This window comes from Methylobacterium sp. D48H, assembly GCF_053345715.1.
This window is the reverse complement of record NZ_JBKFAP010000012.1, coordinates 133,133-146,313: the sequence shown is the minus strand read 5'-3', so window position 1 is coordinate 146,313 and position 13,181 is coordinate 133,133. Positions and strand designations below refer to the sequence as shown.

Sequence of the window (13,181 nt, the reverse complement as noted above, 5' to 3'; positions counted from 1 at the left end):
CCAGCTCGACCAGCTCCAAGAGCTCCTCGTCGTCGACCATGTCGACCTTGTTGAGGAACACCACCAGCGCCGGGACGCCGACCTGGCGGGCCAGCAGGATGTGCTCGCGGGTCTGCGGCATCGGGCCATCGGCCGCCGACACCACCAGGATCGCGCCGTCCATCTGCGCCGCGCCCGTGATCATGTTCTTCACGTAGTCGGCGTGGCCGGGGCAGTCCACGTGCGCGTAGTGACGGTTCTGCGTCTCGTACTCCACGTGCGCCGTCGAGATCGTGATCCCGCGCGCCTTCTCCTCAGGCGCCTTGTCGATCTGGTCGTAGGCAGTGAACGTCGCCCCGCCCGTCTCGGCCAGGACCTTCGTGATCGCCGCCGTCAGAGACGTCTTGCCGTGATCGACGTGGCCGATCGTGCCAATGTTGCAGTGCGGCTTGGTGCGGGAGAACTTTTCCTTGCCCATGATTCCCATTCCTGCGGCGGGGACCACGCAAGGGCCCCGAATCCTGGTCCGCCGCCCCGAAGTTCCGACAGGGGCGAAAAACGCGGTCCGCTTAGAGGGTCGGCCGCCAGGGATCAAGCTCCGCGACGCGCGGGGGCCCGCCGACCGACCGCGCTGTCAAGCTGCGGATGCGAGTCTTGAACGGAGAAAGATCAATCACAGGCAGTATCCGCGCCGCTTTCGCGCCACAGTGTGGCTTCGCGGGCATAGCGGGATCCGTGCGGCCGAGCTTAAGTGGCGACAACAACGCGTCACCTCGGACCCCCGCCATGATGAAGAAGCTCCTCCTCGCCACCGCCGCGACGGCCCTGGTCACGACGGCCGCCTCCGCCGCCGACCTGCCGCGTCGCGCCGCCCCGCCGCCGGTCTTCACGCCGGTGCCGGTCTTCACCTGGACGGGCTTCTACGCCGGTCTCGAGTCCGCCTACACCTTCACCGACCGTGAGCGCATCACGACCGTCGGCGTCCAGCCCGGCAACGCCACCAACGTCGCCCTCGGCCGCCGCCCGTTCGCGACCTCGACCACGCAGGACGGCTTCGCCAACATCGGCGGCACCGCCGGCTACAACTACCAGTTCACGCCGGGCGCCGGCATCGTCGTCGGTATCGCCAACAGCATCGACTGGACGGACATCACCAAGAACCGGGTCGTGCTCGGCACCGGCAACGTCGCCGGCGGCCCGCCGAACATCAGCCAGTTCCGCCAGAGCCTCGACTGGCTCGGCACCCTCACCGGCCGCGTCGGCTACGCCTTCGACCGCGTCCTGGTCTACGGGATGGGCGGCCTCGCCTACGGCAACGTGTTCCACGACGCCAACTTCTACACCCCGGGCGGCCGCCTCCAGTTCGCCGGCCGCTACGACGACTTCAAGACCGGCTTCGCCTACGGCGGCGGCATCGAGTTCGCCCTGCCGACCGACAGCTTCCTGAACACCTTCGCGCTCGGCCGCTACATCGGCATCAAGTACGACGCCATCACGGTGAAGGCCGAGTACCTGCACTACGATCTCGGCAGCCAGAACGTGCTCGTCGGCGCGGTCCCGGGCGTGGGCAACGGCGCGTACATCTCGCGCTTCCGCACCGAGGGAAGCATCGTCCGCGCCGGCTTCAACTACAAGTTCGGCGGCATCTGAGACAGACGACGCCGGGGTCTCCCCGGCGGATCACAGCGAGGGCGGGTGCCGGCATCGGCGCCCGCCCTTTTTCGTGGCTCACGCGCGCCCCGCGAACTGCGGCCCGAGCCGCCGAGAGCCGCATCGCGTCAGCAGGCGCGCAGGTGCGCCACCAGCCGTGCGGCCGCCGCCTCCGCGGAGCCGGTATTGAGGATCGTCAGGTCCGCGGTGACGCCGCCCTCCCGGGCGAGACGCGCCGCCAGGTCGCCGTCCTGCGCGCGGCCGCGGGCGGCGATGCGCCGCGCCAGGATCTCGGGGGGCGCCGTGATCTCGACGACGCTCACCCGCGGGCCGCCCGCCCGCGCCCGCGCGACGACGCGGCGCGAGACGTTGCAGACCACCACGTGCCCGTCGGCGACGCGCCGGCCGACCGCCTCCGGGAGCGCGTAGCCGAGGCCGTGGGCGCGCCAGCTCAGGGTGAAGCGGCCGGCCGCGCAGCCCTCGCTGAAGGCCGCCTCGTCGATCTCGTCGTTGTCCTCGTCGGCCGAGGGGGGGCGGGTGACGAGGCGGCGCGGGAAGACGTAGCGCGGGTCGTCGGCGAGCGCCGCCCGGGCGAGCCGGATCAACGTGTCCTTGCCGGCCCCGCTCGGGCCGACCACCAGGACGAGGCAGCCCGCCATCAGGCGACCCGCCGGCCGGCGCGCCAGACCTCGCGGACGACCGGCACGCCCTCGGCCCGCTGCACGCGCACGAGGTCGGCCCGCAGCCCGGGCGCCAGGGCGCCGCGATCGGTCAGGCCGGTGGCGCGGGCGGGGTTCGACGTGACGGTGGCGAGCGCCGCGGGCAGCGTGATCCCGGGCGCCTGCTCGGGCAACAGGAAGGCCGCCATCAGCAGGCTCGCCGGCACGTAGTCCGACGACAGGATGTCGAGGTACCCGGCCTCGGCCAGCGCCAGGGCCGCGACGTTGCCGGAATGCGAGCCGCCGCGAATCAGGTTCGGCGCGCCCATCATCACGGTGATGCCCTGCCGGTGCGCGGCCTCGGCCGCCTCCAGGGTGGTGGGGAACTCGGCCAGCCGCACGCCCTCGCCGACCGCGAGGTCGACGTCGGCCAGGGTGGTGTCATCGTGGCTCGCCAGCGGGATGCCCATCTCGCGGGCGAACTGGACGAGGGCCGGCCGGTTCTTCGCGTTGAGCGCGCGCCCGTCGCGGACCTTGCGCTCGGTGTTGGCGCGGATCTCGTCCATCGGCCGACCGCCGCGGGTGGCGTAGGTGTAGTACTTCTCCATGTCACGGAACTGCCGCTGGCCGGGCGTGTGGTCCATCAGCGAGATCAGCCCCACCGGGTAGCGTGCCGTGAAGGCCGCCACCGTGTCGAGCACGTCCAGGGAGGGCAGCTCGCAGCGCAGGTGTGTGAAGTGCTCGGCCCGGAACAGGTCGGCGGCGCGCGCGGTGGCGATGGCGCCGGCGAGCTGCTCCAGCTCGGAGCCGAGGCCGCTGCCGTCCGGATCGCTGCCGGCACGGAGCGAATCGAACACCGTGGTGATGCCCGAGGCGGTGATCTGCGCGTCGTAGGCCAGGACGGCGCCGAGGGGATGCCAGCGCACCTTCGGGCGCGGCGCGAAATGGCTCTCCAGGTGGTCGGTGTGCAACTCGATCAGGCCTGGGATCAGGTGGTCGCCGCCGAGATCGAGGCCGCGCGCGGGCGGGCGCCCCTCGCCGATCTCGGCGATCGCCCCGTCCGACACCGCGAGCCAGCCGCGCTGCACCCGGTCCGGCAGGACCAGGGTCGCGTTCTCGAGGATGAAGTCGTCCATCGTGAGGATCCTCAGGCTGCCCGGGCTTGCGGCGCGAAGCGGGTGACATCGACCACCCGGGTCGCCACAGCGTCGCGCATCTCGCTGTCGTGGAAGATGCCGAGCACGCCGGCCCCGGCCCGGAGCTTCTCGCGCACGAGCTCGGCCACCACGGCACGGTTCTCGGCGTCCAGGGAGGCGGTGGGCTCGTCGAGGAGCAGGAGCGGCCGGTCGGCGATCAGGCCCCGGGCGATGTTGACCCGCTGCTGCTCGCCGCCCGAGAAGGTCGCGGGCGGCAGGCCCCAGAGCCGCTCCGGCAGGTTGAGCCGGGCCAGCAGGGTCTCGGCCCGCGCGCGCGCCGCCGCTTCGGACAAGCCGCCCTCGCGGCCGGCGGCCTCGACGACGTCGAGGGCCGGGACCCGCGGGATCACCCGGAGGAACTGCGACACGTAGGCGATCACCCGCGCCCGCAGCGCCAGGACCGCCCGCGGATCGGCCCGGACGACGTCCACGACCGTCGCGCCGTCGCGGACCAGGATCGCGCCGCCGTCGCAGCGGTAGTTGCCGTAGGCCATCTTCAGCAGCGAGGATTTCCCCGCTCCGGACGGGCCGCCGAGCACCACGCACTCGCCGGGCTCCACGGACAGGCTGACATCGCCCACCACCGGCAGCACGACGCCGCCGCGCAGGTGCAGAGTGAAGCTCTTGGCGACGGTCTCGAAGGTCAGGAGCGCGGTCATGCGGCGAGCACCGAGGCGACGAGGAGCTGGGTGTAGGCGTGCTCGGGATCGTCGAGCACCCGGTCGGTGAGGCCGGTCTCGATCACCCGGCCGGCGCGCATGACCATGATCCGGTGCGAGAGGAGCCGCGCCACCGCGAGGTCGTGGGTGACGATGATCACCGCGAGCCCCAGCTCGGCCGAGAGCCGGCGGATCAGGTCGAGGAGCCGGGCCTGGACCGAGACGTCGAGGCCGGAGGTCGGCTCGTCCATCAGCACCAGGCGGGGGCCGGTGACGAGGTTCCGGGCGATCTGCAGGCGCTGGCGCATGCCGCCGGAGAAGCGCGTCGGCGGGTCGTCGATCCGGTCGGCGGCGATCTCGACGCGGCCGAGCCAGTCGAGGGCCTGGGCGCGGATCCGCCCGTAATGGCGGTCGCCGAGCCCCATCAGCCGCTCGCCGACATTGCCGCCGGCCGAGACCGCCATGCGCAGGCCCTGGGCCGCGTCCTGGCGGACGAAGCCCCACTCGGTGCGCATCAGCGCCCGGCGCCCGGCCTCGCTCAGGGTGGCGAGGTCGCGCAGCGCGCCGTCGCGCATCCGGTAGGCGACCGTCCCGGAATCGGGCGCCAGCTCGGTGGCGATGAGGGAGAGGAGCGTCGACTTGCCGGAACCGGATTCGCCCACGATCGCCAGCACCTCGCCGGGGACGAGGTCGAACGACACGTCGGCGCAGGCGAGGCGGGCCCCGTAGCGCTTGGTCAGGCCGCGGACCTGAAGCAGGGTTTCGCTCATCGGGTCGCCTCCGCGGCGTCGGGCAGGAAGGGGGGATCGAGGCGGAAGCTGTAGCCGTAGCGCTCGAAGCCGAGGCTCTCGTAGAAGGCGTGGGCCGGCTTGGCGTCGACGTTCGACGACAGGGCGAGCTTGTAGCAGCCCCGCGCCTCGGCGAGCCGGGCCGCCTCGTGCATCATCGCCCGGCCGTGGCCGCCGCCGCGGTGCCGGGACGCGACCACGACACTCTCGACGAGCGCCGAGGGCGTGCCCCAGTGGGCGATGTTGTCGAGGATGACGAGACAGAAGGTGCCGACGACAGCGCCGTCGCGCTCGGCCACGTAGAGCCCGTAATCGGGATAGGCCGCGAGCCGGTCGAGCAGCGCCCCGGCCTGCGCCAGGGTCGCCACCCGCCCGCCGTTCAGCTCGGCGTAGAGGTCGAGGATCGCGGGCAGGTCGGGCTTTCCGGCCCGGCGGATTGTGAGGTCGCTCATGCCGCGTCTCATGCCGCGTCCCCCGTGCCGACATGGCCGTCCGCGCGGCGCCCCTCGCAATGGTCGGTGTCCGAGCAGACGAACATCCGCCGGCCCGCATCGTCGAGCAGCACCTCGTCGAGATAGACGCCCTCGGCACCGCACAGCGCGCAGGGATGCTCGAACGCCTGGATCCGGAACGGGTGGTCCTCGAAGTCGAGGCTGCGCACCCGCGTGTAGGGCGGCACCGCGTAGATCCGCCGCTCGCGGCCCGCGCCGAAGAGCTGGAGCGCCGGGCAGTCGTCCATCTTGGGGTTGTCGAATTTCGGCGTCGGCGACGGGTCCATCACGTAGCGGCCCGCCACCTCCACCGGGTACGCGTAGGTGGTGGCGATGTGGCCGTGGCGGCTGATGTCCTCGTAGAGCTTCACGTGCATGGCGCCGTACTCGGCCAGCGCGTGGAGCTGGCGGGTCTCGGTCTCGCGGGGCTCGAGGAAGCGCAGGGGCTCGGGGATCGGCACCTGGTAGACGAGGGTCTGCCCCTCGGTGAGCGGCGTCTCGGGGATGCGGTGGCGGGTCTGGATCACCGTCGCCTCCGCGGTGCGGGTGGTGGTGGCCACCCCGGAGGTCTTGGCGAAGAAGCGGCGGATCGAGACCGCGTTGGTGGTGTCGTCGGCGCCCTGGTCGATGACCTTCAGCACGTCCGAGCGCCCGAGGATCGCGGCCGTCACCTGCACGCCGCCGGTGCCCCAGCCGTAGGGCATCGGCATCTCGCGGGAGGCGAAGGGCACCTGGTAGCCCGGCACCGCGATGGCCTTGAGGATGGCCCGGCGGATCATCCGCTTCGTGCCCTCGTCGAGATAGGCGAAGTTGTAGCCCGGTTCGCTCTCCGGGCGGTGCGCGATCGCGGCGCTCATTCGGCGGCCTCCTGCATCTCGACGGTGTCGGACCCGCGCTCGAACTCGGTACGTAGCCGGCGAACCAGTTCCAGCTCGGCCTGGAAGTCGACGTAGTGGGGCAGCTTCAGGTGCTCGACGAAGCCGGTCGCCTGGAGACTGTCGCAGTGGGCCAGCACGAATTCCTGGTCCTGGGCCGGGCTCGCCACCGGCTCGCCCAGCTCCTCCGCGCGGAGCGCCCGGTCGACCAGGGCCATCGCCATGGCCTTGCGCTCGCTCTGCCCGAAGCTCAGCCCGTAGCCGCGGGTGAATTGCGGCGGGGCCGCCCCGGAGCCCTTGAACTGGTTGACCATCTGGCACTCGGTGAGCCGAATGCGGCCGAGCGGCACCGCGAAGCCCAGCTCCTCGGGCACGAACTCGACCGCGACCTCCCCGACCCGGATCTCGCCGACGAACGGGTGGGTGCGGCCGTAGCCGCGCTGCGTCGAGTAGGCGAGGCCGAGCACGAAGCCCTCGTCGCCCCGGGCCAGCGCCTGGAGGCGCAGCGCCCGGTCAGCGGGGTAGTCCACCGGCTCGCGGGTGAGGTCGCCCGCGGGCGCGCCGTCGTCGGGGGGCGAGGGCTCGATCAGGCCGTCCCGGGCCAGCAGGTCGGTGACCCGCGGGCAGGTGCCGGCATCGGCGCGCGGCGCGGCCTCGGCGGCGGGCTCGATCCCGGCTTCGGACTCGGCCGCGAGCGCGAAGTCGACCAGCCTGTGGGTGTAGTCGAAGGTCGGCCCGAGCACCTGCCCGCCGGGCAGATCCTTGAACGTCGCGGAGATCCGGCGCTCGACCGCCATGGCGCCGGTGTCGACCGGCGCGGAGGCGCCGAAGCGCGGCAGCGTGGTCCGGTAGGCGCGGACCAGGAACACCGCCTCGACCACGTCGCCGCGCGCCTGCTTGAGCGCCAGCGCCGCGAGGTCCGGATCGTAGAGCGAGCCCTCGGTCATGACCCGGTCGACGAGCAGCGCCATCTGCTCCCGGATCTGCGCCACGGAGAGCTCCGGCACGGCCGGGTCGCCGCGGCGCGCCTCGGCGAGGAGCCGGTGGGCGTTGTCGATGGCGGTCTCGCCGCCCTTCACGGCCACGTACATGGATCAGGCCTCCGTCACCGTGGTGGAGCGCGGCAGGCCGGCCACGCGGCCGGGCGCCGTCAGGATCAGGTCGATGCCCAGGGGGAAGCCCGCGCGGTTCTCCGCGAGCTGCGCCGCGAAGCCGTCCGGCAGGGGCGCCGGCGCGATCCGGGCGGTGCCCCGGATGCCGGGGCCGGACAGGTGCAGCCCCTCCCCCTCCGCGAGCGCGTCGAGGGCGAGCACCAGCGTCGTGGCGGTGTCGGGATAGGCCGGCGTCCCGGCGGCGAACTCCGCCAGCGGCGGGCAGCGCGCCGGGTCGCTGATCAGCGCGAAGGCCGCCGCGGCCGGGTCGCCGGTGAGCGGCGCGCCGGTGTGGAAGCGCAGGTATTCCGCGACCTCCGGCGCCGCGGCGAGGGCCGGATCGAGCCAGACCGGCGTGTCGGCGTCGGTGAGCGTCAGCGCGACGGCGGCCAGTTCCGGCGTCAGGGGCGCGGGCGGCGCGAGGCCCGGCGCGAGGGACCGGACGCGTCCGGGGCGGGCGAGGGCGTCCATCACGGCGCGGAACGTGTCCTGCGCGTCGTGAACCGGGTCGGCGAAGCCGGGGGCGAGCATGCTCAATCCTCTCCGCGGGCGAGGGTCAGGAAGTCGACCCGGGTGGCGGCCGTGCGCCGGGCGGCCCGATCCCGAGAGGCCGCGAGCCGCCGGGCGGCGGGCTCCAGGGCGGCCTCGACCCGGGCGCGCCGGACGGGATCCTGCCAGAGGGCGTCGAGGATCGCGGCGAGCCGCGCCTTCGCGCGGTCGCGGCCGAGATGGTAGGCGAAGCCCGCCGGACCGTCCGCGAGGCGGATGGCGGCCCGGGTCACGCTGACCTCGCCGAGATTGAACGGGCGACCGTCGCCGCCGATCCGGCCCGACGCCATCACGAGACCGGTCTCGGGCGGACGCAGGTCCGCGGCCGCGGGCGCTTCGAGGCCCGACACGGCCGCCTCGAGGGCCGCCTCGAGATCCGCGCGGCTCGCCTCGGCACACAGGGCCATGACCGCTTGGCGCGCCGCGGTCTCGCCCTCGGATCCCGGATGTCTCGGGGTCGTCGTCATCGCGAATCCCTTCGTCGCTCGGTTGTCTAGGTGTATAGACAACTGGCGTGCGCCGCACAAATGAAGTTTGGATGACAGGATGGATGCGCAGGAGCAGGCGGCCGCCCTCGTCCGGGGCGAGGGGCTGACGGCGTGGCGGCAGATCGCCGACGCGCTGACGGCCGAGATCGCGGCGGGACGCTACGCGCCGGGACAGCAGCTCCCCGCCGAGGCCGCCCTGGCGACGCGGTTCGCGGTGAACCGGCACACGGTGCGGCGCGCCCTCGCGGCGCTGGCCGAGGGCGGGCTCGTGCGCGCCAGCCAGGGCCGGGGCACCTTCGTGGAGGAGGCGCCGCTCGCCTACCCGATCGGGCCGCGCACGCGCTTCTCCGAGATCGTCGCCGGGGCCGGGCGCGAGGCCTGGGGCGACCTCGTCGCGGCGACCACGGTCCAGGCCGGGACCGAGCAGGCGGCGTCCCTGGCCCTCGCCCCCGGCGCGCCGATCCTGGAGTTGCTGACGGTCCACCGGGCGGACGGCGCGCCGCTCTCGACGGCGCTGACCTGGCTGCCGCTGCCGCGCTTCGCGGGTTTCGCCGAGGCCTACGCGGCGCGCGGCTCGATCACCCGGGCCTTCGCGACCTGCGGCGTCCACGACTACACCCGGCTCTCGACGCGGATCCGGGCCCGCCCCGCGGATCCCGCGGAGGCGCAGCGCCTCGACATCGCGCCGGGGCGGGTCGTGATGGTGGTGTCGAGCGTCAACATCGATCCCGCCGGCGTGCCGATCCAGGCGAACCGCACCCTGTTCGCCGCCGACCGCGTGGAGCTGGTGATCGGCGGGTGATGCGATGTCCGCGCGACCTCCGCGCGACCTCCGCGCGACCTCCGCGCGATGTCCGCGCGATGTCCGCGCGACGGCCTCGGCACTCCGTCCTCGCGAGCGGAGCGAAGCGAGCCGGGGCAGAGCGACCCTGGGTCGTTGCGCTCCGCACGTGATGCCGGAAAGCCGAGGCCTCCCTCAGCGCGCCGCCGGCCCGATGATCGCCCGGCGCAGGCGGGTCGAGACCCAGTCGATCGCCGCCACGGTCACGAGGATCATCAGCACCAGGAAGGCGACCTGCTGCAGCTCCAGCACGCGGATCAGCTCGGTGAGGTACTGGCCGATCCCGCCCGCGCCGACGATGCCGATGATCGTCGCCGAGCGGGTGTTCGACTCGAAGAAGTAGAGGACCTGGCTCGCCAGCACCGGCAGCACCCCCGGGATCAGCCCGAAGCGGATGCGGTGGAGCGCCGAGCCGCCCGAAGCGACGACGCCCTCGCCGGCCCGCTTGTCGCAGGTCTCGATCGCCTCCGAGAACAGCTTGCCGAGCGCCCCGAAATCCGAGCACGCGATCGCGAGCGCCCCGGCGAACGGGCCCAGGCCGACGACGTTGATCCAGATCAGCGCCCAGATCAGCACGTCGACCGAGCGCATCACGTCGAGGCCGCGGCGGACCGCGAACCGCGCGAACGGGTTGGGCACGACGTTCCGCGCCGCCAGGAACGCCACCGGGAAGGCGAGGATCGCGGCCGTCAGCGTGCCCAGGAAGGCGATGCCGAGGGTCTCGCCCAGCGCGTGCAGGAAGGTCCAGAACTGGCCCTCCGGCGATGGCGGCAGCATCAGCACCGCGAAGGTGCCGAGCCGCCCGAGCCCGTGGAGGATCCGCGCCACCGAGAAGTCGAGGCGCCAGTAGCCGAGCGCCGCGAGCCCCACCAGGACGACGAGCAGGGCGGCGAGCCGCGCCCGCCCCGGCCAGTCGGTGCGGAACTGCGCTGGGTAGCGCGCGCGCAGGCGGCCGAGGTCGGCCCGGGCCGCCGCCCGCAGGGTCTCGGGACGCGCGCTCATCGGGCGTGCTCCGCGCCGATCAGGCGGTGGCGGACCCGCTCGGTGACGAGGTCGATGCAGAAGACGGTCAGGATGATCAGCACGAGGATCGCGCTCACGTCCGCGTAGTAGAAATTGCGGATCGCCACGAGGAATTCCTGGCCGATGCCGCCGGCGCCGACGAAGCCCATCACCCCGGCGCCGCGCACGTTGATCTCGAAGCGCAGCAGCGCGTAGGAGGCGAAGTTCGACAGCACCTGCGGCAGGACCGCGAAGCGCACCGTCTGGACCCAGGTCGCGCCCGAGGCCGACAGGCCCTCGACGGGCCGCATGTCGATGTTCTCGACCACCTCGGAGAACAGCTTGCCCAGCGCGCCCGTGGTGTGGATCGCGATGGCGAGCACGCCCACCATCGGGCCGAGGCCGAAGGCGATGACGAAGATCAGCGCGAACACGACCTCGGGGACGGTGCGGCACAGTTCCAGGAGGCGCTTGGCGCCGACGCGCAGCACGCGCGACCGCACGAGGTTGGCGGCGGCCACGAAGCTGAGGGCGAAGCCCGCCAGCCCCCCGAGCAGCGTCCCGAGATAGGCCATGAGCAGGGTCTCGCCCAGCAGGCCCAGCCATCTGGGCAGGCCCCAGTACCAGGCGCGGACGTCCTCGAGCGGGTGCTCGAGGCTGATCGGCGGCAGGATCTGCTGGATGTAGGCGGTGAACTTGCCGATGTTCTCGGCGAAGACCAGCGGCCGCACCTCGGCGATCAGGCCGGCGACCACGGCGAGCGCCGCCACCAGGGCGAAGCCCGCCAGCGTGCGGCGGCGGGCCTCGCCGGTCGCCGCGGCGTAGAGGCCGGAGAGGGCGGCTGCCCGCTCCGGCGACAGGGGTGTCAGACCGCGCAAGGCAGGCGGCTCCGGATCAGGACTTCCGACGCTGCTCGTCGTTGAACCGCAGCATGTCGATGATCGGCTGGTAATCCTTGAGGGTCACCGGCGTGAGATCCTGGTCCTTGCCGTCGGAGAGCCGGTCGAACGCGGCCTTGTCGGCCTTCGGCAGGGCCACGAAGGCGTCGCGGATCTTGGCCTTCAGGTCGTCCGGCAGGCTCGCCAGCACGGCGAAGGGCCCCTCCGGCAGGAAGTCGGACTTGAACACGACCCGGAAGTCCGACTGCTGCATCGGCGTGCCGTCGGGCTTCTTGAGCATGCCCTTGGCGGCCATGCGGGTGACCATCGTGTCGGTCTCGGAGTTCCACAGGTTGGCGGCGGCGTCGGCCGTGCCCTGGGTGAGCGCCAGGACGGCGTTCTCGTGGCTGCCCGCGTAGAAGGTCTTGCCGAAGAACTTCTCGACGTCGTAGCCGGCCCGCTTCAGGAAGAAGCGCGGCGCCTGGTTACCGGAGGTGGAGTTCGGATCGACCAGCGCGAGGTTCTTGCCCTTGAGATCCTCGACGGTCTTGTAGGGGCTGGAGGCCAGCACGTAGACCACCGAATAGTAGCCCGAGGCGCCGGTCTCGTGCTTCTGGTTGACGATCGGCTCGATCTTGACGCCGGTCATCACGGCCCGCGCGAACGAGGCCGGCCCGTACCACGCGATCTGGATGTTGCCGGCGCGCTGGCCCTCGATCACGGCGGCGTAGTCGCTCGCCACCCGCAGCTTCACCGGCACGCCGAGCGTCTTGGTCAGGTAGGCGGTGAGCGGCGCCCAGCGGTCGGCGGTGCCCGAGGCGTTCTCGGCCGGGATCACGCCGAGCGTCAGCTCCGGATACTGCGCCTTCCAGTCCTGGGCGGCGGCCGGCAGGCCGAGGAGGGCGAGGGCCGCGGCGGCGGCGGCGAGGGTGCGTCGGGTGATCATCGGGTCGTCCTTCGTGGCGTCGGCGAGGTTCGGCCGGCCGGAGGCCGGTCGGGCGTTTCCAAGACGGTGCACTTTGGCGGTGCGCTCTGGCGGTGTTCGTTGGGGCCCGGGGTCCGGATCAGGCGCCGAGGGCGGCCTCGCGGACCGGGCGGACCGGTACGTGACCGGGCCGGCCCGGCATCGCGGCCCGCTGCTCCGCCTCGCGCTGCGCGGAATCGTCCAGCACTTCTCCGGCCTCCAGGCCGTAGAGCCGGCGCGCCACGTCCTCGGTGAGGTCGAAGGGGCCGCCCTCGAACACGACCCGCCCGGCCGCGAGGCCGACGAGGCGATCGCAGTAGGCGCGGGCGAGGTCGAGGGAGTGCAGGTTGCACAGCACCGTGATGCCGTAGCGCCGGTTCACGTCGGCGAGCGCGTCCATCACGAGCCGCGTGTTGCGCGGGTCGAGCGAGGCAACCGGCTCGTCGGCGAGCAGGATCTCGGGTTCCTGCACGAGGGCGCGGGCGATGGCGACGCGCTGCTGCTGGCCGCCCGACAGGCCGTCGGCCCGCTGGCCGGCGAACTCGCCCATGTCGAAGCTCTCCAGGGCGGCGAGGGCCATGGCGCGGTCCTCGGCGGACCATTGCCGGAGCAGGGCGCGGTGGGTCGGCACGTGGCTGAGGCGTCCCATCAGCACGTTGGTCATGACGTCGAGCCGGCCGACGAGGTTGAATTGCTGGAAGATCATGGCGCAGCGGGTGCGCCACTCGCGCAGCGGGCGGCCGCGCAGGGTGGTGACCTCGCGGCCGTCGTGGAGGATGCGTCCCGAGCTCGGATCCGCCAGCCGGTTGATGAGGCGCAGCAGCGTCGACTTGCCGGCACCGGACCGGCCGATCACCCCGACGAAGCTGCCGGGCTCGATCCGGAGCGACACGCCGTCGACGGCGCGTCGGTCGCCGTACTGGCGCGTGAGATCCTCGATAACCAGCATGCCACCATCCGCCGGGGAACGGCCGCACGTAGACGCCGGTTTGACGACGATTGGATGACGTA

General features: G+C 72.8%; 16 protein-coding genes. 2 read left to right on the top strand and 14 right to left on the bottom strand.

Annotated features, from left to right (window positions below; all coding sequences use genetic code 11):
- Positions 1-457: GTP-binding protein (locus ACLBX8_RS19760; RefSeq protein ID WP_182592338.1), on the bottom strand; the 457-nt coding region annotated here is incomplete at its 3' end.
- A 308-nt stretch (positions 458-765) separates the two neighbouring features.
- Between ACLBX8_RS19760 and ACLBX8_RS19755 the strand changes: the two genes are divergently transcribed.
- Positions 766-1,629 carry an outer membrane protein gene (locus ACLBX8_RS19755; protein WP_056523827.1) on the top strand — a complete coding sequence of 288 codons (864 nt, stop codon included), beginning with the start codon at positions 766-768 and terminating at the stop codon, positions 1,627-1,629.
- A 128-nt stretch (positions 1,630-1,757) separates the two neighbouring features.
- Here ACLBX8_RS19755 and phnN read toward each other — a convergent pair whose 3' ends face one another.
- From phnN to phnG, 9 genes are read right to left on the bottom strand one after another with little or no spacing between them, the layout of a single operon-like run.
- On the bottom strand, positions 1,758-2,288 hold the full coding sequence (phnN, locus tag ACLBX8_RS19750) for a phosphonate metabolism protein/1,5-bisphosphokinase (PRPP-forming) PhnN (protein WP_447682597.1): 531 nt from the start codon (positions 2,286-2,288) through the stop codon (positions 1,758-1,760).
- On the bottom strand, positions 2,288-3,424 hold the full coding sequence (locus tag ACLBX8_RS19745) for an alpha-D-ribose 1-methylphosphonate 5-triphosphate diphosphatase (RefSeq protein ID WP_447682596.1): 1,137 nt from the start codon (positions 3,422-3,424) through the stop codon (positions 2,288-2,290). The genes phnN and ACLBX8_RS19745 overlap by 1 nt, the downstream gene beginning before the upstream one ends.
- Positions 3,425-3,435: 11 nt before the next feature.
- The gene (phnL, locus tag ACLBX8_RS19740; RefSeq protein ID WP_020093758.1) at positions 3,436-4,143 is read right to left on the bottom strand and encodes a phosphonate C-P lyase system protein PhnL; all 708 of its coding nucleotides are present in this window, start codon (positions 4,141-4,143) and stop codon (positions 3,436-3,438) included.
- On the bottom strand, positions 4,140-4,913 hold the full coding sequence (gene phnK, locus ACLBX8_RS19735; RefSeq protein ID WP_447682595.1) for a phosphonate C-P lyase system protein PhnK: 774 nt from the start codon (positions 4,911-4,913) through the stop codon (positions 4,140-4,142). The genes phnL and phnK overlap by 4 nt, the downstream gene beginning before the upstream one ends.
- Entirely contained in the window at positions 4,910-5,383 is a 474-nt protein-coding gene (locus ACLBX8_RS19730) for an N-acetyltransferase family protein (protein WP_447715639.1), read from the bottom strand. The genes phnK and ACLBX8_RS19730 overlap by 4 nt, the downstream gene beginning before the upstream one ends.
- An 8-nt stretch (positions 5,384-5,391) precedes the next feature.
- The gene (locus ACLBX8_RS19725; RefSeq protein ID WP_020093761.1) at positions 5,392-6,279 is read right to left on the bottom strand and encodes an alpha-D-ribose 1-methylphosphonate 5-phosphate C-P-lyase PhnJ; all 888 of its coding nucleotides are present in this window, start codon (positions 6,277-6,279) and stop codon (positions 5,392-5,394) included.
- Positions 6,276-7,388: a carbon-phosphorus lyase complex subunit PhnI gene (locus tag ACLBX8_RS19720; RefSeq protein ID WP_447699992.1), complete on the bottom strand. Its 1,113-nt coding sequence runs from the start codon at positions 7,386-7,388 to the stop codon at positions 6,276-6,278. Before ACLBX8_RS19720 ends, ACLBX8_RS19725 begins: the two co-directional genes overlap by 4 nt.
- Before the next feature lie 3 nt (positions 7,389-7,391).
- Positions 7,392-7,979, bottom strand: a complete 588-nt coding sequence (gene phnH, locus ACLBX8_RS19715; protein ID WP_447699993.1) for a phosphonate C-P lyase system protein PhnH — start codon at positions 7,977-7,979, stop codon at positions 7,392-7,394.
- 2 nt (positions 7,980-7,981) lie between these two features.
- Positions 7,982-8,464, bottom strand: coding sequence for a phosphonate C-P lyase system protein PhnG (gene phnG, locus ACLBX8_RS19710; RefSeq protein WP_091980051.1), 483 nt, complete (start codon positions 8,462-8,464; stop codon positions 7,982-7,984).
- A gap of 79 nt (positions 8,465-8,543) precedes the next feature.
- On the opposite strand from phnG, the gene phnF reads away from it, so the two are divergent.
- Positions 8,544-9,287, top strand: a complete 744-nt coding sequence (gene phnF, locus ACLBX8_RS19705; protein ID WP_447682591.1) for a phosphonate metabolism transcriptional regulator PhnF — start codon at positions 8,544-8,546, stop codon at positions 9,285-9,287.
- Positions 9,288-9,461: 174 nt separating this feature from the next.
- On the opposite strand, the gene phnE (ACLBX8_RS19700) is transcribed toward phnF, so the two are convergent.
- From phnE (ACLBX8_RS19700) to phnC, 4 genes are all read right to left on the bottom strand, one after another.
- A complete protein-coding gene (gene phnE, locus ACLBX8_RS19700) occupies positions 9,462-10,328 on the bottom strand; it encodes a phosphonate ABC transporter, permease protein PhnE (RefSeq protein ID WP_020093766.1) in 867 nt (288 codons plus the stop codon).
- Positions 10,325-11,206 (bottom strand): phosphonate ABC transporter, permease protein PhnE, encoded by an 882-nt coding sequence (phnE, locus tag ACLBX8_RS19695; protein WP_103985860.1) that lies wholly within the window; start codon positions 11,204-11,206, stop codon positions 10,325-10,327. The genes phnE (ACLBX8_RS19700) and phnE (ACLBX8_RS19695) overlap by 4 nt, the downstream gene beginning before the upstream one ends.
- A 16-nt stretch (positions 11,207-11,222) precedes the next feature.
- On the bottom strand, positions 11,223-12,152 hold the full coding sequence (gene phnD / locus ACLBX8_RS19690) for a phosphonate ABC transporter substrate-binding protein (protein ID WP_026605019.1): 930 nt from the start codon (positions 12,150-12,152) through the stop codon (positions 11,223-11,225).
- A gap of 118 nt (positions 12,153-12,270) precedes the next feature.
- Positions 12,271-13,119 carry a phosphonate ABC transporter ATP-binding protein gene (gene phnC / locus ACLBX8_RS19685; protein WP_447715638.1) on the bottom strand — a complete coding sequence of 283 codons (849 nt, stop codon included), beginning with the start codon at positions 13,117-13,119 and terminating at the stop codon, positions 12,271-12,273.
- Between the last annotated feature and the right edge of the window lie 62 nt (positions 13,120-13,181).